We start from the raw sequence: 22,796 nt of genomic DNA on the forward strand, positions 1-22,796 counted from the left end.
ATAATGGTTGGAAGTTGGAACCTTCCGACAGCGGTTAGACAGTAACGGCCGGGGTTAACAGGGTTAACAAAAAATCGAGTATTTTTTAGTTAAATATTTGATTGTTAATGTATTGATTGAAATGAGACGTTAACCCTATAAAATTGCTAAAAATGTTTCTGTTAAAAACATCGTCAAAGATGCTTTTTTACTAACCTCTAATCCCCAACCTTTAATCTCTCGTTAACGACGCAAAAACTCAAACCTGCCATCAGGGGCCAGCCTCATAATAGTTGAGGGCGTTTTAATTTCCTTACTGTGCTGTTCCAGGTCAACCACATAATCAACGCCATCTATTATCTCCTGGTCAATCTGCGAAAAGTACTGGGGCGAGGGCTTGCCGCTGATATTGGCCGATGTTGACACCAGCGGCTTGCGCAAACGCTGAATAAGCTGCTGGCAAAAAGGGGTATCTTTTACAACCCTGATCCCTACACTACCATCTGCAGCAATTAAGGCCGGCGAGATGTTTTTAGCGCCCGGCATTACCAGTGTTAACGGGTTTTCGGCATACTCAATCAATTCAAAGGCAAGCGGGTTTACTTCGGTAATATAGCTTTCCAGCTTGTTTTCGGTATCCAGCAAAATGATCATGCTTTTGGCCTCATCGCGCTGTTTAAGGCGATAGATCTTTTGAATGGCTTCGGTATTGGTGGCATCACAACCTATGCCCCAAATGGTATCGGTAGGGTAAAGGATGATACCGCCATCCTGTACAACTTTAAAAGCTTTGGCTACTTCGTCTCTAAGCATGGTTTAAAATATTTTGGTAAAGCCGCATTAACTGCAGGCTCAGTTTATCATCAGTAAAATTGGCTGCATAAGCGCGGCCTTTAGTTATCATGTTTTGCCTTAAGCCGTCGTCGCTAAGCACCATGTTCAGCTTTTCGGCGAGGCCGGTATCATCATCCGGGTTAACATAAAGGCTGTCTGGCCCGCCGGCTTCCTTAAGGCATGAGCCGGTTGCCGCTATAACTGGTGTACCGGAGTTTAAGGCCTCCAATATGGGGATGCCGAAACCCTCGTACCGGGACGGATAAACAAACACCGATGCCAGCTGGTAAACAACAGGTAATTCTGCAAAGGTAACGTCTTTTAAAAATATTACCCGGTGGTTTAAATTATTAGCCGTTAAATAAGCTTTAACCTGTTCGGTGTATTTGGTTTCTTTACCAACCACCACAAGTTTTATATCATCAACCTTTTTTAAAGCTTTAACGGTTAGCAAGAGGTTTTTGCGTTCTTCGATAGTGCCAACACTCAGTATAAAGCTGTCGGGCAGGTTATATTTTTCTTTTACTGTCGATTTTTGCGCAGCAGTTTGTTCAATTGCAAACGAAGGATCACATCCCTGGTATATAACTTCAATTTTTTTTTGGTTGATATCAAGCAGTTCAACCAAATCATCTTTTGTTTTTTGACTTATAGCGATGATGCTATCGGCAACCCGGCAGGCATGCTTTATTTTGGCTAAATAGATGCGATAGTTCACCGGTCCAAACTGTTTTGGATAACGCATGAAGATAAGGTCATGCACGGTAACTACGGACTTAATACTAGTTTGCTCTATACCTGATGGTAACTCGTGACTTAAACCATGGTACAGCTCAATGCCATCGATTTTAAGATCTTTAACAATCCCTCTGCTGCGCCACCAAGAGGTGAACCATTTGCTTTTAGGGGTAACAGTGTGGATGTTGGGATAATCGCCAATAAAATTAAGCCGGGGATTGGCTTTGGCCCTTGGCGTATATAAATATAAAGTGTTGGACGGATTGAGTGATGCTATGCCTTTAATTAACCAGCGGCTGTAATTACCTAAGCCGGTATTATTGTAAAAGGCCCGTTTAGCATCGTATCCTATTTTCATTTGAAGTATTAAGTTCAAAGTTTTAAGTCAAATTCGCCTTATTAAATTAAAAGTCATAAGTGAAAGATGGAAAACTGATCCATCAAGCACTTATGACTTTAAACTTGCGACTTCAAACTATATTATACCGCCACGTTATTTTCACGCAGGGCATCATTCAATGATGTTTTTTTATCTGTCGATTCCTTGCGGGTACCGATGATCAGGGCGCAAGGCACCTGGTATTCACCTGCAGCAAATTTTTTGGTATATGAACCGGGGATCACAACCGAACGGGCAGGTACACGGCCTTTATATTCAATCGGGGTACTGTGGGTTACGTCGATGATTTTGGTTGATGCCGTTAATACCACGTTTGCACCTAACACGGCTTCATGCTCAACATGTACGCCTTCAACAACAATAGCACGTGAACCGATAAAGCAGTTATCTTCAATAATAACAGGTGCAGCCTGTAAAGGCTCCAATACGCCACCGATACCAACGCCACCGCTTAAGTGTACGTGTTTGCCTATCTGCGCACATGAACCAACAGTAGCCCAGGTATCAACCATGGTGCCTTCATCAACATAAGCGCCAATGTTTACGTACGATGGCATCATAATAACACCTTTGGCAAGGTGGGCACCGTAACGGGCAATGCCGTGAGGTACAACGCGAACGCCGGTTTGTTTGTAATCGGTTTTGAGTTTCATTTTATCATGAAAAACAAAAGGACCGGTTTTAATTTCTTCCATATGCCTGGTTGGGAAATACAAAACCACCGCCTTTTTAATCCACTCATTTACATGCCAGCGTGAGCCGATAGGTTCGGCCACACGGATCTCGCCTTTATCCAACCGGTCAATAACGGTTTCAATGGCGTTGGTATATTCATTGTAGTTCAGCAGGTTCCTGTCTTCCCAGGCCTCTTCAATCAGTTTTTTAAGATCTTGCATTGTTGAAATTAAACTTTTGGCAAATTAAAGGATTATTTAATTTTATGCTGTTTCGAGCGTTTAGGACCATAAAGGGACAAAACAGGGACAAAATTGAATATCTTTATATTGATTTTTTTGAGTTATGAATTTATTTAGTTACACACTTCCGAAGAAGATTAGCAGGGACAAAGATAATAAAAAGTGGTTCTTACGCTACTCGATCACTTACAAAGGTGAAAAAACGGAATACCCTAAAGAGTATGGTAAAACTTATCTGAGGGGAAAAAATCTTAATTCAATTGAAAACTTGACAGAACGGGAGAGGGAATTTAATAAGGTGATGCTGCTTTTGGAGATGGATTTGAAAGATGGGATAGACCCACGCAATCCGGCAACCGTAAAAGCTGCTGTTGAAAAGCAAACTGAAGCAGCTAGAAAGTACACTTTTGATGAAAACTTCACCTATTTTTTCAAGATGAAGGGCTATGAAAATCCTATACCCAAAAAAGTAGTATCTGCCCGGAATATTGCAACGTTTTACAGAAATCAGTTCAAACCTTTTCTGGTTAGAAAGGGAGTTGACAGTGATATAACCAAGGTAACAGAAGAACATATAAATGAATTTTTGGACAGTTATTATTTAAGTGATGATCCCGCCACAAAATGGAATAATAACACTTATAATAATAAAAAAGGATGGCTTAATTCTTTTTTTGGGTTATTGGCTGACAAAAAGAGGATCCCATTAAATCCTGTAGCTAAGATTAAGAACATGTCAAAAGAGAGCACTGGAAGGTTTGCGATTTACACGAATGAAGAACGTGATTTGATATTTGAGTACCTTGATAAGCACGATGTCTTTATTGCGACTGTTTCCAGGCTGATTTATTACGCTTATATCCGGGAAACTGAGTTAACGCGCTTGTTAGTATCTGATTTTGATATTGATAACCGCCGCATTGCTGTACACCCGGATAATGCAAAAGGACAACGGGACAAACTTTACAGGTGGGTTGTCATGACTAAACAGTTACAAGCTGCATTACTAACCTATTTAAACACGTTCGAACACCAACCAACCTGGTATATGTTCGGGTGGAAAAAAAGACCTTCTGTTACGCAATTGAATAACGATTGGCAGTACAGGTTCAGGTTGTGTTTGAAAAACTTGAGGGCAAAACATCCGGATAAATTCAACAGGCAGGGGTTGTCTTTGTATTCAATGAAGCACAGCGGTGTGACCGATTTCTTTTATGCTAATTATAAGAAGAAATCTAAGATGAATATTCTAAGATATATACAAAGCCAGTGCAGGCACGAAGAGATTTCAACAACGGAAATCTACCTGAAGAAACTACAAATTAACATTGACGTAGTAGATGAATTTGAATGGGATTAAAAACATGTACCAGCCCTGGCACCACACCGGGTTATTTTGCTACGGTCGTTTTACCTGCCGCCCTGTTCATCATTCTTAAATGCGCATCTTTTCGCAGCTCCATTAATTCAGCTTTTTCGATTTGCTTTTTTGTCAGTTTTTTTTCTTTAGTTGTAGCAGCCTGATAAAGTTTACCGAATTGAACGGAGTGTATTTCATTAACCTGTTCGGCTATTAGCGTTTGTTTATCTGTAAGGTTTTTTAACTGTTCTGCTATCGCATTTATCGCCGAGCTGTCGAAAGTGGGTTGTGCCGCTTGCCGTCCGGGGCTGTCAGCTTGTAAATTGTTAAAGTACTCATAAAAATTAGTGATAAGTTTATCAATGGGTATCCCCATGGACATTGTTTGACATTTTATCCGTAATAAACATACGGCTTCGGGGCCGAAATTCCATTTATCCGGTGTGGGGTCTTTTACTGGCTTTAAGCATTCAATAACTTCATTCAGTAATTTATAGAATGCGTCGCTCTCCATGCAAATCACTTCAATTTTGTCCATCATAAATTCTCCCTACATTTGAAGATGATCCGGCTGCGCTGATTACGCTTATAAGACGGTTCATAAATGATGTACCCGAAATCATGCAGATCACGGATACATCTGTGGTAAGTGGTACTGGCCAGGATTTTCGCCATCGGCATGATTTCATGCGCGTAAGCGCAAAGTGGTCGGGGAAAACCCTGCGACTGCCAGTATTCGAGCAGGGTCGCAAACAGGCCAATATGGGTAATGCCAATTCTGGGGTCATTTTTGACCGCGTCAAAGAATACCGATAAAGGCCTGCAGATTTCCATCCCTAAACTCGAATTCCCTGCCTGCGGTGTGTTCCCTGTTCCTGTTTTTCCGAAACAGCCGTTTTTTGGTTATCCGCTTCGTTCTGCCCGGCCTGCTGTTTTTGCTCGGTTGCCGCTTTCTGAGCGGACGGTGTTGCCTGGTCCGCCACTTGGGTGCCCTCTTTGGCTGACGACGCTTTAGCCATAGCCGCCCGTTGCACCTCCTGCGGAGATATATCAGATTTCTGGCTTTGCTCAAAGGCCTGTCTGTTCGCCGGTTTGATATCCAGCTTTTGGCCGTTCTCATCATAAAAGTCGATGCGCATCATTGGAGCATTCACCACCATTTGAGCTTTTACCTCCTGGCCGCCTTTTAATACGTTAACTTCAACCTGCTTGCCTTTCTGCAATTGTGCCAGTAAACGCGCCTGCATGTATTTTTCCTCAGCACCGACAATTGGGAATTTTTCCAGTGCCTTACCCTGGTCATGCCAGCGGATCATCTTTGGTAAAAAGTTTCCGTGCTGATCGGCCTCTTTAAAGTTGAGTGCCCGCCAGGCCCAGTAAGTTTCTCCGGTCGGCACCATTTTTAATTTGTCGCCTACTTGAGTTCTTTCCAAAACAGGTTGTTCACGGTAAACCGCACGCCCGTCCATCATATTGTAGCGTTCCTGGAGCGTGTAGTTATATTTCGGCCCGACAAAGAAGGTCTGCGAAAGGTCTTCCATACCTTCTTTTTTTAGCGTCGAAGTAAAACGGTTGAAAAAAGTAAGGTCTTTAGCGGCATCATCGCCTTTCGAAAAATACAGCACCGAGTGCAGTTCATCTTTTCCGAACTTACGTGTGTGGTCCAGTGTAAACTCCGTCAGGTTCTGTTCCATTTTGGTATTTAAAGCCTTGGCGATGTCTTCGCCGAAACCCATGTACTGGAGTTGATCCCTGTTGTATTCAAAACTTTCCTGATTCATAATACTTAAATTTTTAATGGTTAATACTTCTTTGATAATATGTGTGGGATAGGTTGAAGCAGCTAAAAACCTCGGATCCGTCCATTGCAACTGATCATCGTGCAGCCTGATGGTACCGCGGCTATGGTCGAAGCGGGATAGATTAATGCCCGCCCCGAACGGTCTTGTTATCGCGGAGGAGCAACTCGTGCCCGTCCTTTAGTTTTCCTTTCACGCGTTTGATTTTTTTGGAGAAAAGCCCTTTGGCCGTATTGATCCCCGCTGTTGTCAGCTGCGCCGTCACCGAGGGATCGAGGCTCATCATATCCATGGACTGCACCCCGTTCACCACGCCATCGCGCAGTGCTTCACCGGTTACTGCTTCCGGCACGCTGATGCCCTCCATGCCATCCGTCCGGTCATACACCGTCAGGTTGACGGGGATAATGTTCAGCCCCACATGGATCAGTTTAATATTGATCTTTACCCGCTGGTTATAGAGGTCGCCGCTGCCATAGATCAATTGCCCTTTGGCGAATAGCTGCCCGTTCAGCCGCACCGAGTCCAGCAGGCGCATCCGGATCACCGTGCCCTGTACAATCTTCTGGTTGCCCTCGATCACCGCGGGGATCGCCTGGAACTGTTCCGGTGCAGCTTTCACTGCTACCTCCGGTGTTTTTTCCTTTAGCCGCTCCGGATGCTGGATATCCAGAATTTTTTCCAGTAAGCCGTTCATTTGTTTCAGTTCCGGGTCTTCGCTTAAAGTCGCAGGGTACCGCATGGAATCCGGGCGGCTGTTAAGCGCTGGTTTAGACATTGTCGTACCCACTGGCGCAGGCGGTTTGTTGATCACCGATTGTAACTGGTTTAAGCGCTGGCTGATCTTGGCGGCATTGACCGCCGGGTCATCGTTATTGCCGATAGCCTGGTCGCCAAAATGAGAGGGCTGGCGAGGGGAAAAAGAAAGGCCGTTGTCAGGCGGGGCTAAAGCCCCGCTGTCCGCGGCACGTTTGAAAAAAGGGTCTGTCTTACGCAGTTGCGCTTGTTTATAGGAGTCGGCACGGGCGCGGTCGTAAAAGCTCATTTTGTCGCCGTCCGGATCGCCGCCCAGTAACGCGGATGGTATTTTGTACTGGAGGCTTTGCCGGGCCGTTTGCGGCTCCGGGCCTTTGCCGCCGCCGAAGGCCCAGAAGCATACGGTGCTCAGGCAAAAAATGATAAGCGGCATGACCAGCAGTGCTTTCCGCTGGCGTTGCAGTTTTAAAGGGTTTTTGGTTTCCATGTTAGTGATTGCTGATGGTTAAAACTTTGTTTTCTATGGTGGTCCAGTGCTCGATGAGAAAGCCGAGGAGGTTATTGTCGCTGCGTTCCACTTCGCGGAGGTCGCCTTCGGTGATGAGGCTTTGTGCGACCTGGCTGGTGGATCGGATGACGCGCAGGGTGGCGTAACACCGGAAATGATAAGGGCTGGCGCGGGTGTCGACCTGTACGCTGTCTACGTTAAGGCGCTGGCTGATATTGCCTGCGATGATATTGGCGTAATAGCCGCTGACGGAAAGGCTGTCGTAGACTTTGCGGGCGGAGTTATCCGCCAGGTATAGGGCGCGGGACAGGTTGCGCTTGTTGACCTTTTCGTCGGGGTCGAGCGTAAAGAACAGCTCGTGGAAAGCGCGGACGTGGCCGCGGGCGGCAAGGGGCAGGTATTCGCTTCGTTCGACGGCTTTGGCTGACCAGGCGGTATTGCCGGAAAGGACATAGACCTTTTTTTGCAGGGCGACCGATTCGGATTTCAGCAGCCAGGCCATAAAGCATACGGCAGCGAAGGCCAGCAGGATGATGGCGATGCTAAAAACGCGCACGTGCTGGAACGCGGTCTCCAGGTTTTTGAGTTTTTTGAACATGGTCAAAGATTTTTACCGGATCCGCCTTTTAGCTTTTCCGTGTTGTAATTATTGTTTTGGGTTTGTTTGCTGCTGCTTTGCTGGTTATTGACCAGGCTATTGCCGGCAAAAGCGTTGCGCATGATGGAGCCGCTGAACCAGGACACTGCCATGGAAGCCATCGCAGAAGTTTTGTTGAAGAGGGCATGCCCGCCGACGTTCATGATGTAATTCGCGATACTCGGTACGGTGAAGTAACCGAGGATGCCGATGAGCAGGAAAATGAGGTAAGCGGTGCTGGTATTGCCGAATTCGTTACCGCCGAGGTTCCCGCTTTGGATGGCCAGCAGCATATTGACCTGGATTTTCGCGATGATGGCGCCGAAGATATTGGCGACGGGGAGCCACATGAATACGTTGACGTAGCGGGCGATCCATTGCTTCAGGGTATGCTGGAAGCCGTCGAAGATGCTGAGCCCGAAGCAGAGCGGGCCGAGGATGGCCAGCACAATGAGTTTAAAGGTGCGGATCGTGTCGAGGCAGAGGGCGGCGGCCTGGAAAAGCACATTCAGCACTTCATAGATGAATTTTCGCGCCCAGTTCTTGATGCTCCAGCCGGAAAAGGCATCCGAAATGGGGTTACCGGCGCTGGTATCGGTGCCGTCGGGGTGGCTGTACTGGTACCATTTATCCGGGTCGGAGTTGAGTTCGTTGGGCGTTTGTTCGTTATCGGTTTGCGGCTGTTCGGTGAGCAGGCGTTCAATGGCCTGGTTGGGGTTGGTCACCATATTTTCCGTGGCAGTCACTACGGGTTGCAATACGCCGTCCATCAGGCGGAGTACCAGCGGAAAGAAGGCGACGCAAAAGCCGATGGCAAAAGGGCGCAGCAATGGATAATAATCGATGGGTTCGGCTGCGGCCAGGTGTTTCCAGACACGGGCTGCGATATACCAAAGCGCGGCGAAACCGCCGATGGCGCGGGCGACGCCGATCAGGCCGCTGCAAAGCGGCATCATCTGGTCGTAAAGCTGGCTGAGCATGCCCTGCAAACTGTGCAGATCCTCGGCCACGCCTTCGGCATGGGAAAGTAATGGGCAAAGCACGCCCAGGGTTGCCAATACGGCAATTGCTAATAGCTTCTTTTTCATGGGATTAGGGTTTAATGCCGTAAATGGATTGGAGCGCCTGCCTGTCCTGTTCGATCAAGGCGCGTTGTTTCGCTATAGCCGATGCCTGGTCGTTGAAGCGTCGCAGGTAAGTTAGCTGGTTATGGCTTTCGAGGTACAGCCGGTCGATGACCCTGAGCCGTTCGGCGTCGCTCATTCGCAGCTGGCTGTCCGTGACGATCATGACCAGGTTATCGAGGTTTTGCAGGCTGGCGCTGATGAGGTTATTGTAGACTTTCATCATATAGGCCAGTTCATCCGGGTTGAAGTGGCCGCTGCTGTTAAAAGCAACGGAAGCCTGCCGGTATTCCCCGACGAGCGTGGCCTGGTCGCTGATGATATCGGTAAATCGGGGGTATTTGCGTACGGTGGGGCTGACGAGATAAAGGCCGTCAAGGAATACCTTGTGCAGGCTGAAGTTGCCCTGCGCTACACCTTTGACAGCGTTATAGCCTTTGGACAAGACCTCATAGCCCTGGTACATCTGGCCGAGGATGTTTTTCAGGCTGGCCAGTTTTTCATAATCGAGGATGAGCTGCTGGATGCAGTCATCGACGGATTGCGCTTTGCTTTGCTGCGGCAGCAGGCATCCCAGGCCGGCCGCCAGCAGAATGGTCATCATTATCTTTTTCATCACTTTCAAGATCTCCCTTCACGTTTGGTTTTGGCTATTGTATGCCGTAAAGCCTTTTCATTTGCTCCCGGTCTTGTTGCTGCTTTTGTCGATTGAGCGCCAGCTTGCGGCATTTATTGCTGAAGTAAGCGGCGAAGGCCTGTTTGTCCTTCATGCGGTCATAGATTTTATCCAGCCGGCTGAGGCGGTCGGCGTCGGTCAATTGCAATTTGCCCGGGGTAAGCACATCGGTCAGTTCGTTCATATCCGTCCGGCATTTGGCAAGCAGGCCGGCACTCACATGGCCGAGATATTGCAGTTCTTTTGGGTTAAGCAGTTTTTGTCTGGCCTGCCATTGTTTTTCGTTTGCGAAAAGCGAACGGACCTGCTGGTACAGGCTGTCGGTGGCGCGGCCTTTCGGGTCGTTTTTTACGACGGGCGCTACCTGCTGTAAAGCATTGAAATAAGCGGTATGCAGGCTGAAAGTGCCGTTCTTCAGGTCATGCGCTGCCCTCAGGCCTTTACCAGCGATGGTGTAGCCGGTTGTAATGGCGCTCAGGTAAAGCTGGTAACCGGCGAGTTGTTCGGCCATCAGTTTTTTCTTCGTGGCCTGCTGGCTGAAGAAGCCGCCGAGGAACTGGGCTTTGGCCTGCGTGGTGCAGAGGCAGGCGAGAGAAAAAATAAAGATGGCGGCTAAGCGCGCGGGTTTGCTGAATGGATTTTTCATTTAGATCAGTTTATTGTATCCCATAAAATTGTTTCACCGCCGTGCGGTCGCGGCCTTCTTTGGCCCGGAGCAGGCTGAGACCGGCGTTCTGCCGGTTGAACTGCCGCAGGTGGTCGAGGTTGGTCTGCATGGCTTTGGCCGCCAGGCTGATGCGTTCAAGCCGTTCGGCATCGTCCATCTGCGCGGCGAGGTCGCTGATGACCGTGATGGTTTCGTCGAGGTTGCGCAGGCTTTCCTGTAAGATGCCGTTGTAGATATTGCCCATGTATTTCAGTTCCGTTGGACTGAAATGCGGGTCGCGCCGGAACAGGGCATTGGCGTTCCTGTATTCGCTGAGGAGCTGAGTTTGCTGGCTGATAATGCGCTTAACCGCATCGTAATCCGCGATGAGCCGCCGCACTTTGGAGAGTTCCTGGTAATAACCGGCATAGAGGTCCTTTTCCTTGTTCAGCCAGCTGGAGATCCCGTTGAGGCTGTTGAGGTGCAGGGTATTTTCGATCTGTTGTTCGGCGTTCTGCAACGCGATGGTCTGGTTTTGCAGGCGCTGCACTTTGATGTCGATGGCGACGATCACTTTTTTGATCAGGCCGGTAAAGGCGCTGGCCGCGGGCACCTGTGCCTCGGCTTTTGGTAAGGTCAGCATCAAGAGGAAGCTACAAAGCAAACTGGTAATATATTTTTTCATGACGCTTTGGGATTAAATTGTTTTTTCTGCTACGAGCGCGGCGATGCCCGCCTCGATGCTGCCGTGTTTTTCCGCGTATTCCCGGACTTGCACCCGCTCTTTGCCCTCGGTGGTAAAGGCGTAATATTCTTCCGGGCAAAGTTCATTTTTATAAACTTTCATGATCTGCCCGCCGATGTCGATAAAAATCTCCCGGTTATCCTTGTTGACCGACAGCAGGATGGTTTTACCTTTATCCGAGAGGCCGAGGGCGTTTTGCAGTTTGTCGAACTTTCCCTGGAACTTGCGCATGTCCATCAGGATTTTAATATCGGCGTTATTGATGATAGCATCTTTAATGACCGGCGAGGATATCAGGTCCTCCAGTTCCTGGGTGATGACGATAGGTACTCCGTTAAACTTACGGATGGTTTTGAAGGCGTAGCGCAGGAATTCGGCCATACCCGATTTGGCGATGGCCTTCCACGCTTCATCTATCGTGAGGACTTTACGCACACCCGCCAGCTTCCGCATTTTGGAGATGAACAATTCCATAATGATGAGGGTCACTACCGGGAAAAGGATCGGGTGGTCTTTGATCTGGTCGAGCTCAAAAACAATGAACGGCTGGCTGAGCAGGTCGAGGTTCTCGCGGGCGTTCAGCAGGTAATCGAATTCCCCGCCCTTATAATAAGGCCGCAGTACATACAGGAAATTATCCATATCAAAGGCGCTTTCTTTTACCCGGTGGCTTTTCAGCACTTCGCGGTAGTCGCGTTCAAGGTATTCATATAAAGAATCGAAGCCCGGGAATACCGGCGCGTTTTGTGCTAAATACACGTAATAGCCTTGCAGGGCGTTGGACAGGGCCACATATTCCGCCCGGTTAAAGGTTTCGTTTTCTCCTTTCCAGAGGGAAACCAGTAAAGCTTTCAAGCTTTCTTTTTTCTCGGTGTCCAGTGCTTCGCCTTTGGAAAGGTAGAAAGGGTTGAAGCGGATCGGGTCCGTTTCGGTATACGTGAAATAATAACCTTTCAGGGCATCGCAGAGCCCGAGGTAGCTGCCGCCGATATCGACGGTCACGCAATGCGCGCCCTGGTCATAAAGCGAGCGCAGGATGTGGTTGACCGTCATCGATTTACCGCCGCCCGAACTGCCGCAAACGAGCGTGCCCATATTGGAGGTGATGCCTTCTTTGCGCGGGGCGTCGAAAAGGTCGGCATAGACCGGCTTGCCGGAAAGGCGGTCGCAAAAGCGGATGCCGTCCCCGGGCTGGGCGCTTTTATAGTTGCTTTCGAGGTTGAGAAAGCAGGCGGCTTGTTCGGCGAACGTATCAAAAGTATCGTTGACCGGGAAATCGCCCGCATTGCCGGGGATGCCTGCCCACCAGATCTGCGCCGCGCCGTCAGTTTCCGGTTTGGCGGAGGCATCCATCGCGGCCAGCGCCGATAATACCTGGTTGCCTTTGCTTAACAGCTGTTCCCTGTCATCCGACCAGACCATCACATTAAAATGCGCTTTCACTGGCAGGCGCTGGTGGCTGATGGCCTCGTTCAGGTAATCGTTCGTGGCCTCCAGTGAGATAGCGTTCTCGCGCGAATAAGCCGAGAGCGATTGCAGGCGCAGCCTTTTCTTTTCCAGTTGTTTGAGCGTTGACTGCGCATCGCCAACAAAAATGTACTGGTTATAGATATGGCTGGTTTGCAGCAGCAGCCCAAGGCGGGCGGCAAAGCTCACCGGGAATTTGGTCTGGTCGGTAGAATAGGGCTCGTAGGTCAGACGCGAACCGCAGTTGGGCGGCAGGCTTTCGGTATCGCCCAAAGTATAGATGGCCAGCTGCCGGTTGCCGATACGCACTGCATCATCAAAAGTAATATCCTGGTATAAAGCCTGGTTATCCCTTTCCGCGAGGAAACAGTAGCCTTCGATCAACCCGGTTTTTTTCAGCTGGCTCTGCAGGTCGGCGGCGGTCAAAGGCGTAACCTTGATCAGGCGGGTATCTTCCAGCAGGCGTTTGAACTGCGTGGCTACATCCCGGAATTCGCGCGCCGCTTGCGCGCCCAGCATTTCGCGGGGTACCAGGGTCGGCCGGATCAGGCTGGAAAACAGCGAGCCGCTGGGTTTGCGGCCCTGCGGTTTTTTGGTCAGGTAAACGATGCAGTCGTGCGCAAGGTATTCCCGCCCGGTAAAATAAAGGGCGCTGGCCTGGTTTAAAAAGCTGCGATTGCCTGCTATTTCGGTACTCCCGGTTTTCCGCTGTAAAAACCAGTCCTGTTTATGCAGCACGCTGTCTTTGGGCAGAACCCGGATGGCTTTCACCCAGGCCTGGTGCAGGTTCTCGTAATCTTCGTCCGACAGCGTGAACACTTCCGGCAGGCTAATGCGGAAGGCCAGCGTAAACTCGCCCTGTTTAGACAAGATGGCGTCGTGTTCGATCCCCAGGATGGGCAGTATATTTTTCAGTTGTTTTTTCATGTCACGTATCTCTTTCACTTTTTCAATTGGGCTGGCGAGGGGAAAAATCAAAAGCGGTGGCGGTTGCGCGGCCTGACCTTTTGCATGTTTTCCCGGTGGTCGCGCTGTAATTGTTCTTTATTCTGACGGATCAGCCGCGGGATCTCCGTTTCCGCCAGCGGTATGATATCGGCTTTCAAATCTTTTTGGATCGGGTGGCGACGCAATAATTCCCGTTCATCCATTCCGTAGATCTGTGCGGCGGCGACCGGATCGAGGCCGATCTCGTTGGGTATTTTGATCTTTATGATGCCCTGCGGGAATTCGAGCAGTTTGGGATCGATCTCTACCACCTGTTTCATCAGCGGTTCATAGAAAGCTTCATAGTGCCAGCCGTCGTTGGTCAGCTCGAAAGATTTCAGGCTGATCACCGGGAAGAAGTGCTGTGCGTGGCGGAGTTCGTGCAGGCGCAGGTCGACGATGAATTGCTCACCGGCAATATCGATCCGCGGGAGGATATTTTGTTTGCGGCTCGCCAGCGCTTCCTGGTCAACGATGACCTCGAAATCGCTCATGGATTGCAGCTTCTCGACCGGGATGCTGTATTTTTCAGACATGCCTTGCGGGTCAAGTTGGACAAGCTGTGGAATGATATAGACTTCTGCTTTATCCGGATCGGTGGTGACCTGTTTGGTATTTTCGTTCCAGGCGAGCAGATAATGATCACCAAAATCTGTCAAATCCCTGATGAAGGAAATCTCGTTTTCGGGTTTATCCGTTTGCCGGAGCACCTGCTTGTCGATATCCACAACAAAGCTGGTGCGGTCGAAACGATAGATAACGGGTTCTCTTAACTTGCTCATAATGGATTCTCCTTATTTACTTAATTGCTGGAAAAAACGGCGGCCGTAGGATTTGAGGACGCGGGGTACGCGCTTGCGGGCCATGGCTTTCATCAGGCCGTGTTCGCCGTACCTGCGGCTTAGCGCGAAAATTTTCATGGAGCCGAATGCGGCTGCAGGCCCGCAAATGGCGAGGCGGATGACCGTTCCCGCGCCGACTATGTATAGCGCGGCGAACAGGATCATCAGCAGAAGCACCAGCCCGGCGAAGTACCAGATGTATTGCGCCCTTAACCCGTGGAACTCGATGCTTTTGTTGATGCCTTTGTTAATGGTATAGATGCTGTTGTTCATGGTATGTTTTTTTAGCTTTCTTTGCAGATTGTCTTTTCGTGCCGGTGCTGTTCAGCCCTGCATTTCTGTAAAAGCGGGGGCTGCCGAGGGGAAAAAACAAAAGGATCAGGGTGGTGAAAAGCGTTCCACGCTGGCGAGGGTATCGTGGATCGCGCCGCCGTGGGAGAAAATGGCCAGTTGCTCCAAAATAAAACCCCGGCTTTTGCCCATGACGATGGAATGGTAGCCGAAGGTGACGACGAGGCCCCCGGGGTTGCAGGTGTTTAACGATCTCATCCTTCAGTTGCCTGAAAGGGCTGCAAACAATGCCTTTATAGCGTTCCATGCTTTTTCGGTAGGCGTAGGGCGGATCAAACAGGATGCTGCCGAACTTTTCGCCCCGGTAGCCCCGCAGAAAATCCAGTGCATCGAGGTAGCTATGGGCGGGCATCTCCGGGTCGAGGTCGTTCCGCCATTCGTCAACGGCTAACCTGGTCATCCCCGCAAAGAGGTTGAGCACCCGGCCGGAGCAGGTACGTTCCACCCCTTCCCGGATCGGTTTGACCGAAAAGGTATACCGGTGCAAGGGGCAGCGGATATGTTCAAAGCGGATGCTCATAACCGTACTCCTTTCGATTTCCGGTAGGTTTCATCCTTCCAGGGTTGAGAAGTGTTGATCGCTGTCCCGGCTTGTTTTTCCTTGGATTCGCGGTAGGCTTTCTCCCCGGCCAGCGAAACGACAATGGCTTCTTCAAGGCTGTCTTTACGCTGCTCACCGGCTGGTACGGGGCTTGTAGCCGGTATGACCCCATCGGCCTGTTCCTGCGCCTCCTGTTTTTCGCGGATCTTTCGGGCGATCTCTTTTTCCAGCACATTGAGCTCACTTTTCATGGCAATCAGGTCCTGCTCTTTCTCAAAAGGTTTGCCCAGCAGGCTTTGTAATTGCGGGATCTGCGCCTGCTGTTCCGCCAGTTCCTTGCTGTATTTTTCTACCAGGCTTTCTACCTTATCGATGGCATGGATAAAATAACGGGCGGCGTTTTTCTGGTTATCCTTATTGGGCGCGCCGGAACTGGCGGTATAGTGGATGCTACTGCCCGGCCTTTGGGCGTACAAGGTATTATAGTCGTTCTGGAAAAGTTTTCCTTCGGCGAAGCTTTGCGAAACCTGGTGCCGGATGTACAGCTTAAAGCCATAGAGCTCACCCAGTTCTTTAACAGCGGGTTCGTTCGCTCCGGGTTTCCAGGACTGGTACAGCCGGATCAGGTAGCCGCCGATGGCTTTGGCATCGGCGCTGCCCTCTTCCTTGAGCCGAATGGGGTTGGATTTGCTGCCGTCTTTTTCATGCTTCAGTACTTTTTGATAAGCCTCATGATCCGCGCTCATATCTTTTAAGGTTGCCGCCGTTTTCGCGCTTTCCTTTTCGAGGTTTTCCAGCGCATAGCGGGCACGGGAGATCTCCCGGAAATGCGCGGTCTTCAGACTTTCTGTTACCGCGATCTTCTTCTCCAGTTTGGTTTTATCCAGCAGGCTGGTATCTCCGGAAAGGATGGCGATATACTCCGAAAAGTTCATCCCGCTCTTTTCGTCGATGCTGCCTTCATCGATGCTGCGTACGTTGAGCTCGCAGTTTTTCATTTGTGAGATAAAAGTCTGTTTGTTTTTGAGCAGGTTGAACTTATAATTGTCCAGCGATTGCTCGACGGCATAGATAAAATTCATCACCTTGTTGCCGTAATGCGATTTGGCGAGTTTGTTACCCTGGCGGGAACCGCGCCCGTTGCGTTGCTCCAGTTCGCTCGGTTTCCAGGGGATATCGAGATGGTGCATGGCGATGACGCGTTCCTGCACATTCAGCCCGGTGCCCGCTTTCTCGGTACTGCCGATCAGGATACGGATCTCGCCCCGGTTCATTTTCTTGAACAGCTCGGGTTTTTGTTTATCCGTCCACTGGTGGATAAACGTGATCTGGTTTGCCGGGATGCCCAGGTCCTGCACCAGCTTATTTTTCAAAGCGTCGTATAAATTGAACACGTCCGGTTTCGGGGTGCCGATATCGGAAAAGACGATCTGGGTGCCCCTTTGCGCGCCGCTGTCCCGGTAGAGTTCGGCCACTTTGCGTGCGCAAACGTTTACTTTATAATCCGGGTGGTCTTCGTACTGAACCGGGTTGATCAGGCGCATATCCGCCGCCATTTTCTTGGCGTAATTGGTCGCAATAAGCATCCGTCCTTTATCCTCTTCTTCGGAAAGCGGTAAACGGTCGATCAGCGTTGCATCACCGTTCTGCGCGAATTGCATCAGTCTTTTGATGAATTCCTCCTGTTCCGGTGTGGGTTTGATGTTCACCAGTTGCTCATCCAGCCCGGGTTTGTCCAGGTTGATGTGTTTGGCGGTTTTATAATCGGTGATCTCGTTGTAGAACAGCGCCAGTTCGGGCACTTTGATAAAATGACGGAAGCGTTCCTTGGCAATGATCTCGTTGGTCACGGAGAACTCGAAGTCGGTGGTTTTCTTTGCGAATACCGCCGCCCAGCCGTCAAAGTTCTCGATGCGCTGTCGCTCCATTTCCTTCGGCCGGAGGTATTTAAAAATGAGGTACATCTCTGTTAGCGAATTGGAGATAGGTGTCCCGCTCAGGAAAGTTACGCACAGGTCGCTGTCAAACTTTTGCTGCAAAGTGCGGACGGCGAAAAGCATATTGAGCGCTTTCTGGCTGCCTTCCATATTGCCCAGCCCGGCTATGCGGTCATGGCGGGTGGTAAAAGTGAGATTTTTGAACTTGTGCGATTCGTCGATGAACAGGTGGTCGACGGCCATTTCCTGGAAATCGATGCCTTTGTCCATTTTATCCGCGATATCCGCCGCCAGGGTTTTGAGTTTGACGGTCAGGTTTTCCTTGCGGATCTGTAGCCCGCGAAGCATACGCCTGGAAACCTTGCCGCCTTCCAGTTCCATGGTTGCGAGGTCGGCGGTTACATTGGCGAGTTCGGCGGCAAAGATTTGCTGCTGGATAGCCGGCGACTGCGGGATTTTGCCAAACTGGTCATGCGTCAAAATGATACAGTCCCAGTTATTGTTTTTGATCTCATGGAAGAGCCGCAGGCGTTTGTCCGGAGTAAAGTCGTTTTCACCGGGTGCCAGCACCCGTGCGGCCGGGTAGGCTTTTTGATAAGTATCGGCGATCTGCCGGACATTCGCTTTGAGTGCGAGGATCATGGGTTTGTGGCAAATGCCGAGGCGCTTCAGTTCCTGTGCAGCCATGATCATGATCAGCGTTTTGCCCAGTCCCACCTCGAAGTCGATCAGGGCCCCGCGGTTTTGAACGATCCGCCATACGGCATTTTTCTGGGCCGGGTAAGCATCTTCAATACCCAGCGCTTTACGGTCCAGTCCGGGAAAAGTCTGGTGGTCGCCCTTGTATTCCCGCAGTACGTAACAGTTAAAAGTATCATTATACAATTTCTGGATCGCCTGTTTTTCTTCCGCGGGGAGTTCAGCCAGCCAGTTCACAAAGCCCGTGCGGATCTGTTCGATCTTCTCATGCGCTAACTGGATAGCCTCGGTGTCTGGGTAACGCTTGGTTTTGCCATCTCCCAGGCTAACCTCATAACTGAAATAAGCCGAGGTGTTTTCCAGGGCATGTTCCAGTAAGGTGTAACCATAGGTCGTCCGGTTGCTGTCTTTGGGCGAGATGGCGAACTCCCGCGTGATCTTCAGGTTGCTGCCTTTGACATCGACCTTGAAGCTGTCCGCATCTTTCATATAATGAATGCTGACCGGCAGTTCGAAAAAATCACTGGCAAAGCGTTCATAATAAGCTAACGGAAACCAGCGTTCACCCAGGTTGAAGTCCAGCAATTCAAAAGGGATCGGTTCCGGCTGCACGCGGCTGATCTCCGCCAGGCTATGCGCCAGCTGCCGGTTATCTGGGTTTTCCCCGGCGACACGGATGGCGGTTTCCAGCTTTTTCACCACATTGCCCGAGAGGTACTGATCAACAGTTTCCCAGCGGAAGTTAGCCGGGTTGAGGCAGATATGGCTTTGCAGGGCGATATGGACTTCCTCGCTGCTTAGCCCGGTGGCTTTGGCGATAAAGGCAGGGTCGACGATGCCTTTTTCGTTCAGGCAGCGCGCGAGCGCGGCCACGGGATCGTCCGTCTCAAACGTTTCCCTGGATTGGAAAACGGGGTGGTCCAGGATATCGGCTGCCACGAATTGCTCGCCTTCTTTTCGTTCGACCGAGGACAGGATTTTAAAACCGTATTGTTCATCGGCGAGGATGAGCCTGCGGTTGTTCGGCCGGTTGAGCTGGCCGTAATGGGCGGTAAAATCAATATAGGCCGCATTGAGTTCATCGCGAAAATGCGGGTAGGCGATTTGTGTTACTGCTTCGGTTTCCGCAAGCGCCAGGTAACTATCGCGCAGGCGGGTATAGCGGCCGTAAAACCCGGCATCCTTTTGATCGCCTAATGGCGTAAACAGCGCCTGTGTCCGCGTTTCGTTCAGCTGGCTGATGTGGCCTGCTTTCCCGTCGAGGACGACCAGGCTCCCTTCCTGGTGGAAAGCGTTTAGCGCATAAAAATACAACTCTGCGTTCTTCCCGAACCGGAAATGGTCTTTTAAACTTTGGTCACCGTGGAAGCTGAAATCATGGTTGTATTGCTGCAGGGCCAGTGCCACTTTTTGCAGTTCCTGGGCGAAGCGGTTCCCGTTCATCCAGTTATCCGGGAGCATGTACTCCCGGAAATTGGGAAAAAACTTATAGAGGTATTGCTTATTGTCCCGCTGTTTAGCGGTCATCAGCACCAGCAGTTCATGGCCGGGTTTGTCGGCGGTATAGATGGTGCCCAAAATACGGGCGGTCGGGCCGGTGACCGTGCCGAGATCCGGCTGGCGGAGATAGTCGATGGGCCGGTTGGCGCTTTCCGCTGGCTGGCTATCAAAGAGGCCTAACTGTACGCTTACGGTTTCCGCTTTCTTTTCGGGCATATCGCGGTAAGTAAGCGATGGTTTTTGCCCGGGAATAAATTCCGGTTCATCAGTGAGGCCCGCCTGCGCTTTTTGAAATGCCGCCACATCGAAATGCTCCCGGAGCCCGGTGTTGATGTTTTCGCGCAATTTAACGGCGATCTGGTTGATATCCCCGGTCTGCCATATTTCCTGGCTGGCTTTGCCGTACTGGTTCCTGCCTGCACGAACGGTATCACCGGCGATCAGGCTGGCGTCACCGACCAAGTAGAGGTTGACCGGATAGCTCCCGAATTCGTTGCTTTCGCTCCGGGTGTCGACAGCCAGTTTTTCATATTCGCTGAGCCATCGTTTATGCGCATTCTTTTGCATGATGACCAGGTGACTGGGCGCTTCGGTATTGGCGCTGTCTTTCATCAGGTTGTCAGGCATCGTCGTTACGCTGATCATATCGGCGCGTTCGAAAAGGTATTGGCGCGCATCCCGGTTTCCCGGCGTATTCAGAAAAGCGTCGGTGGTTAAAAAAGCCAGCAGGCCGCCGTTCGCGAGTTTGTCGAGGCCTTTGGCAAAAAAGTAATTGTGGATGCTCCCGGCTATCGCGGCATCGCGGTGCTTAGGGTCAAACACTTTAAAATTGCCGAAAGGGATATTGCTGGCGATCAGGTCGTACTGCCCGTTTTCTTTATTGGATGTTTCTTCCAGGCCTTTGACCTGCACCTCGGTGTTGACCGCAAACGTGGATGCCAGCGCGGCCAGCACCTTGCCGGTGAGCACATCTTTTTCTATCGCATTAACCTGTTGCAGGCCCGGGAAAGCCTTGATAGCTTCGTCGATAAAAATGCCCGCCCCGCTGCTGGGTTCGTATAAGCGTTTGGGGCTGATGCCTTGTTCCTTCAGTACGGAATACAGGGTTTGCGGTACGATTGCCGGAGTATAAAAAGCGGTCAGCACGCTGTCGCGGATGGATTGTACGGCTTCCCGGTAAGCGGGTTCATCCAGGTGTTCCCGAAGCAGGCCGTGCAGCTCCATCATCGAGGGATAGAGCTGCAGGTCCGCTTTGGAGGCGTTGCGTTTCTCCCATTCCTGTTTTTCGCCTGCGGGGTACAATACGGCTTTGATACCGCCGAAACCGGCGTATTTGCGCAGAGCGGCGGTATCGCCCGCGGATAATACATCGCCGGGCTGATAAGCCAGCGCGATGCGGATCGCTTCGATGTTATCGCGTAGTTTATGGAAGGGGTTAAACGACATGCCGGTTTAATTTTCGGTTTGCTGGTTTTCGAGGTATTCGGCAATCATGCCGGTAATAGCTGCGCGCAGGCCGCGATGGTCTTCGTGTTCTTCGCCGAAACTGAACACTTTGAAAATGGGCTCGCAGGCACCGATCAGGTTGATGAGTTCGTAGGTCAGGATACCGCTGCGGTTGAGCTGCTGGTAGTCCTCCGGGAATTCTTCTTCCAGTAATTCTCGCATCCAGCTGAAGCGGGAGGGGCGCAGGTCACGGGTCAGTTCTTCGAGGCAAAGCGCTTCGATCACATAGGCCGGGCGGTTGTCCTGTTGCAGCTCTTCGATCAGTCCGCTAATGGAATCGACCTTGGTGCCGAGGTAGTGGTTCAGCCGGTGGTCTTCCTGCAAAGCGATCAGCAGGTCGGTATGGTGTTGCACCATATAGTTGTGCAGTTTGCCGATGAGTAATGTTTTCATTTGCTTGTTTTAAAGCCCTCCCGTCCGGTGAGGGTTGGGGGTGGGGCTGTGCTATATGCCGAAGAATGATTTGATGATGGTGGCCACGACGACCAAAAAAATACAGGAACCAAACCAGGCGGCGGCGACTTTGGAGGTATCCTGGTCGCCGCTGTTCCATTTCTGGTAAACTTTAACGGCTCCGATCAGGCCGACGATGGCCCCGATGCCGTACATCAGGTTGGTGCCGCTTTCAAAATAGCTTCTGACCTGGGTGTTGGCCTCCTGGATGCCGGCGTTGCCGTCCTGGGCCTGGGTAGTTAAATAATTCAGGGCAATTAGTACCGCGCACAGGGCGGCCTTTTGGAGCGTTTTGCTCCACGATTTTCTCTCGCACTTTTCCATTTCACTTATCGTTTTGTTGTTATTGATGTCGGTTCCGGCTTGGCGCTTTCAATATTTTGCTTCCGCTTTCCGCCTTTTTGGGCATAGCTCTCCCTTACCCGCTCCCGGTGTTCCCGGATGGGGCTGGGAAATGCTGATGCCGTAACCCATTTTTATCCGGTCGCGGCTCTACAGCACGGGGCCGGCGCAGCTTTTCTTGGTTGTCTCAGGGTTTCCCCTTAATGGCCCCGCGGGTTGCGGGGCCGGGGAAAGGCACAGCGGGCTAAGCGCTCCACCACAGATCCACTTCACTTTCACTCAGCAGCGCCGTGCCGGTATTTTCGCATTCGCTGACGACGAGCGCGTTGATCTTTTCGCGGTCGGGTGTAGCGGCCACGTCGGGGTAATCGTTGAGTATTTTCTGGAGTGTGGGGATGAGCAGCTGTGGTGCGAAGGGTTCCTCGGCGGCGTAATAGATGCACTGCCTGAGTTGCCGGGCCAGGTCGTTGGCAGTTCCGCTGAAGGGCAACTTCTGGCTGTTGGCTTCTTCGGGCAAGATGACCGTGGGATTAACCTGTTGCGGCTCAGTTTTTTCTGCCGGATATTGCAACACAGCAGGCCGCTCTTCCGGGGCATCGGCTCTGGCACTCAGCCTGGCGATCAGTTGCTTGATCTCATGACGGTAATATTTCCAGGCGATAAAGGCGTAATAAAAGACCGCTGCTGCGAGAGCGGCGTATAAGTATTGTTTCCAGGTAGTGTTGTTCAATAGATGCTCCATGTTGTTATTACTTTAATATTCGTTTTGAGCAGATTACTGCCGTTTGTTGATACAAAGCAAGGTGATATTGACATGCCGATAAACTTCAAGATGATGCTGAAGCTTTTTTGCAATTGTTGAAGCCTGTTTTAAATGAGGTTGTTAAGGATGTTTTTATAAAAACTGATGTGTAATATAAGTTTCCATGTCCCCTGCGATTGACACATGGGAGGAAGTTTGGGATTAGTCGCGGTGCGATGGATTTATTTAAATTGAGGAGCCCCGGAGTGGAGCTTTAAAGCGTGATGTTTGTGGTGGTATTTCAAAAAGG

20 protein-coding genes are annotated in these 22,796 nt (G+C 50.5%); 1 reads left to right on the forward strand and 19 read right to left on the reverse strand.

The window, feature by feature from the left end; all coding sequences use genetic code 11:
• Positions 1–222: 222 nt before the first annotated feature.
• From AC1DUD_RS27410 to AC1DUD_RS27420, 3 genes are all read right to left on the reverse strand, one after another.
• Positions 223–792, reverse strand: coding sequence for an L-threonylcarbamoyladenylate synthase (locus AC1DUD_RS27410; protein ID WP_477380476.1), 570 nt, complete (start codon positions 790–792; stop codon positions 223–225).
• A complete protein-coding gene (locus AC1DUD_RS27415; RefSeq protein WP_477380478.1) occupies positions 785–1,909 on the reverse strand; it encodes a glycosyltransferase family 4 protein in 1,125 nt (374 codons plus the stop codon). The genes AC1DUD_RS27410 and AC1DUD_RS27415 overlap by 8 nt, the downstream gene beginning before the upstream one ends.
• Positions 1,910–2,031: 122 nt before the next feature.
• Positions 2,032–2,847 (reverse strand): 2,3,4,5-tetrahydropyridine-2,6-dicarboxylate N-succinyltransferase, encoded by an 816-nt coding sequence (locus AC1DUD_RS27420; RefSeq protein ID WP_377024038.1) that lies wholly within the window; start codon positions 2,845–2,847, stop codon positions 2,032–2,034.
• A 124-nt stretch (positions 2,848–2,971) separates the two neighbouring features.
• Between AC1DUD_RS27420 and AC1DUD_RS27425 the strand changes: the two genes are divergently transcribed.
• Positions 2,972–4,228, forward strand: a complete 1,257-nt coding sequence (locus tag AC1DUD_RS27425) for a tyrosine-type recombinase/integrase (RefSeq protein WP_477380481.1) — start codon at positions 2,972–2,974, stop codon at positions 4,226–4,228.
• A gap of 31 nt (positions 4,229–4,259) precedes the next feature.
• Here AC1DUD_RS27425 and AC1DUD_RS27430 read toward each other — a convergent pair whose 3' ends face one another.
• From AC1DUD_RS27430 to AC1DUD_RS27505, 16 genes are all read right to left on the reverse strand, one after another.
• Positions 4,260–4,766: a hypothetical protein gene (locus tag AC1DUD_RS27430; RefSeq protein ID WP_477380483.1), complete on the reverse strand. Its 507-nt coding sequence runs from the start codon at positions 4,764–4,766 to the stop codon at positions 4,260–4,262.
• Between the two features lie 298 nt (positions 4,767–5,064).
• A complete protein-coding gene (locus AC1DUD_RS27435) occupies positions 5,065–6,009 on the reverse strand; it encodes a hypothetical protein (RefSeq protein ID WP_477380485.1) in 945 nt (314 codons plus the stop codon).
• Positions 6,010–6,151: 142 nt separating this feature from the next.
• Complete coding sequence (locus AC1DUD_RS27440) at positions 6,152–7,270, reverse strand: conjugative transposon protein TraM (RefSeq protein WP_477380487.1); 1,119 nt, start codon at positions 7,268–7,270, stop codon at positions 6,152–6,154.
• Position 7,271: 1 nt separating this feature from the next.
• A complete protein-coding gene (gene traK, locus AC1DUD_RS27445) occupies positions 7,272–7,889 on the reverse strand; it encodes a conjugative transposon protein TraK (protein WP_477380489.1) in 618 nt (205 codons plus the stop codon).
• Positions 7,890–7,891: 2 nt separating this feature from the next.
• Positions 7,892–9,016, reverse strand: coding sequence for a conjugative transposon protein TraJ (gene traJ / locus AC1DUD_RS27450; protein WP_477380491.1), 1,125 nt, complete (start codon positions 9,014–9,016; stop codon positions 7,892–7,894).
• 4 nt (positions 9,017–9,020) lie between these two features.
• Complete coding sequence (locus AC1DUD_RS27455; protein ID WP_477380493.1) at positions 9,021–9,668, reverse strand: TerB family tellurite resistance protein; 648 nt, start codon at positions 9,666–9,668, stop codon at positions 9,021–9,023.
• 34 nt (positions 9,669–9,702) lie between these two features.
• On the reverse strand, positions 9,703–10,374 hold the full coding sequence (locus tag AC1DUD_RS27460; protein ID WP_477380495.1) for a hypothetical protein: 672 nt from the start codon (positions 10,372–10,374) through the stop codon (positions 9,703–9,705).
• Positions 10,375–10,384: 10 nt separating this feature from the next.
• A complete protein-coding gene (locus tag AC1DUD_RS27465) occupies positions 10,385–11,059 on the reverse strand; it encodes a conjugal transfer protein TraI (RefSeq protein WP_477380497.1) in 675 nt (224 codons plus the stop codon).
• A gap of 12 nt (positions 11,060–11,071) precedes the next feature.
• Positions 11,072–13,513 (reverse strand): TraG family conjugative transposon ATPase, encoded by a 2,442-nt coding sequence (locus tag AC1DUD_RS27470; protein ID WP_477380499.1) that lies wholly within the window; start codon positions 13,511–13,513, stop codon positions 11,072–11,074.
• Between the two features lie 47 nt (positions 13,514–13,560).
• A complete protein-coding gene (locus AC1DUD_RS27475; RefSeq protein WP_477380501.1) occupies positions 13,561–14,355 on the reverse strand; it encodes a hypothetical protein in 795 nt (264 codons plus the stop codon).
• Positions 14,356–14,367: 12 nt separating this feature from the next.
• Entirely contained in the window at positions 14,368–14,688 is a 321-nt protein-coding gene (locus tag AC1DUD_RS27480) for a DUF4133 domain-containing protein (RefSeq protein ID WP_477380503.1), read from the reverse strand.
• Positions 14,663–15,286: a hypothetical protein gene (locus tag AC1DUD_RS27485; RefSeq protein WP_477380505.1), complete on the reverse strand. Its 624-nt coding sequence runs from the start codon at positions 15,284–15,286 to the stop codon at positions 14,663–14,665. Before AC1DUD_RS27485 ends, AC1DUD_RS27480 begins: the two co-directional genes overlap by 26 nt.
• Entirely contained in the window at positions 15,283–20,889 is a 5,607-nt protein-coding gene (locus AC1DUD_RS27490; protein WP_477380507.1) for a helicase-related protein, read from the reverse strand. The genes AC1DUD_RS27485 and AC1DUD_RS27490 overlap by 4 nt, the downstream gene beginning before the upstream one ends.
• Before the next feature lie 6 nt (positions 20,890–20,895).
• Entirely contained in the window at positions 20,896–21,342 is a 447-nt protein-coding gene (locus tag AC1DUD_RS27495; RefSeq protein ID WP_477380509.1) for a hypothetical protein, read from the reverse strand.
• Positions 21,343–21,393: 51 nt separating this feature from the next.
• Positions 21,394–21,726, reverse strand: coding sequence for a DUF4134 domain-containing protein (locus AC1DUD_RS27500; protein ID WP_477380511.1), 333 nt, complete (start codon positions 21,724–21,726; stop codon positions 21,394–21,396).
• A 262-nt stretch (positions 21,727–21,988) separates the two neighbouring features.
• Entirely contained in the window at positions 21,989–22,486 is a 498-nt protein-coding gene (locus AC1DUD_RS27505; RefSeq protein ID WP_477380513.1) for a hypothetical protein, read from the reverse strand.
• Positions 22,487–22,796: the final 310 nt, after the last annotated feature.

Source organism: Mucilaginibacter sp. P4_A11, from assembly GCF_056402535.1.

Bases quoted from the DNA above. Each gene is read 5' to 3' on its own strand.
- AC1DUD_RS27410 (WP_477380476.1), bottom strand. From the start codon at position 792: ATGCTTAGAGACGAAGTAGCCAAAGCTTTTAAAGTTGTACAGGATGGC.
- AC1DUD_RS27415 (WP_477380478.1), bottom strand. From the start codon at position 1,909: ATGAAAATAGGATACGATGCTAAACGGGCCTTTTACAATAATACCGGC.
- AC1DUD_RS27420 (WP_377024038.1), bottom strand. From the start codon at position 2,847: ATGCAAGATCTTAAAAAACTGATTGAAGAGGCCTGGGAAGACAGGAAC.
- AC1DUD_RS27425 (WP_477380481.1), top strand. From the start codon at position 2,972: ATGAATTTATTTAGTTACACACTTCCGAAGAAGATTAGCAGGGACAAA.
- AC1DUD_RS27430 (WP_477380483.1), bottom strand. From the start codon at position 4,766: ATGGACAAAATTGAAGTGATTTGCATGGAGAGCGACGCATTCTATAAA.
- AC1DUD_RS27435 (WP_477380485.1), bottom strand. From the start codon at position 6,009: ATGAATCAGGAAAGTTTTGAATACAACAGGGATCAACTCCAGTACATG.
- AC1DUD_RS27440 (WP_477380487.1), bottom strand. From the start codon at position 7,270: ATGGAAACCAAAAACCCTTTAAAACTGCAACGCCAGCGGAAAGCACTG.
- traK (WP_477380489.1), bottom strand. From the start codon at position 7,889: ATGTTCAAAAAACTCAAAAACCTGGAGACCGCGTTCCAGCACGTGCGC.
- traJ (WP_477380491.1), bottom strand. From the start codon at position 9,016: ATGAAAAAGAAGCTATTAGCAATTGCCGTATTGGCAACCCTGGGCGTG.
- AC1DUD_RS27455 (WP_477380493.1), bottom strand. From the start codon at position 9,668: ATGAAAAAGATAATGATGACCATTCTGCTGGCGGCCGGCCTGGGATGC.
- AC1DUD_RS27460 (WP_477380495.1), bottom strand. From the start codon at position 10,374: ATGAAAAATCCATTCAGCAAACCCGCGCGCTTAGCCGCCATCTTTATT.
- AC1DUD_RS27465 (WP_477380497.1), bottom strand. From the start codon at position 11,059: ATGAAAAAATATATTACCAGTTTGCTTTGTAGCTTCCTCTTGATGCTG.
- AC1DUD_RS27470 (WP_477380499.1), bottom strand. From the start codon at position 13,513: ATGAAAAAACAACTGAAAAATATACTGCCCATCCTGGGGATCGAACAC.
- AC1DUD_RS27475 (WP_477380501.1), bottom strand. From the start codon at position 14,355: ATGAGCAAGTTAAGAGAACCCGTTATCTATCGTTTCGACCGCACCAGC.
- AC1DUD_RS27480 (WP_477380503.1), bottom strand. From the start codon at position 14,688: ATGAACAACAGCATCTATACCATTAACAAAGGCATCAACAAAAGCATC.
- AC1DUD_RS27485 (WP_477380505.1), bottom strand. From the start codon at position 15,286: ATGAGCATCCGCTTTGAACATATCCGCTGCCCCTTGCACCGGTATACC.
- AC1DUD_RS27490 (WP_477380507.1), bottom strand. From the start codon at position 20,889: ATGTCGTTTAACCCCTTCCATAAACTACGCGATAACATCGAAGCGATC.
- AC1DUD_RS27495 (WP_477380509.1), bottom strand. From the start codon at position 21,342: ATGAAAACATTACTCATCGGCAAACTGCACAACTATATGGTGCAACAC.
- AC1DUD_RS27500 (WP_477380511.1), bottom strand. From the start codon at position 21,726: ATGGAAAAGTGCGAGAGAAAATCGTGGAGCAAAACGCTCCAAAAGGCC.
- AC1DUD_RS27505 (WP_477380513.1), bottom strand. From the start codon at position 22,486: ATGGAGCATCTATTGAACAACACTACCTGGAAACAATACTTATACGCC.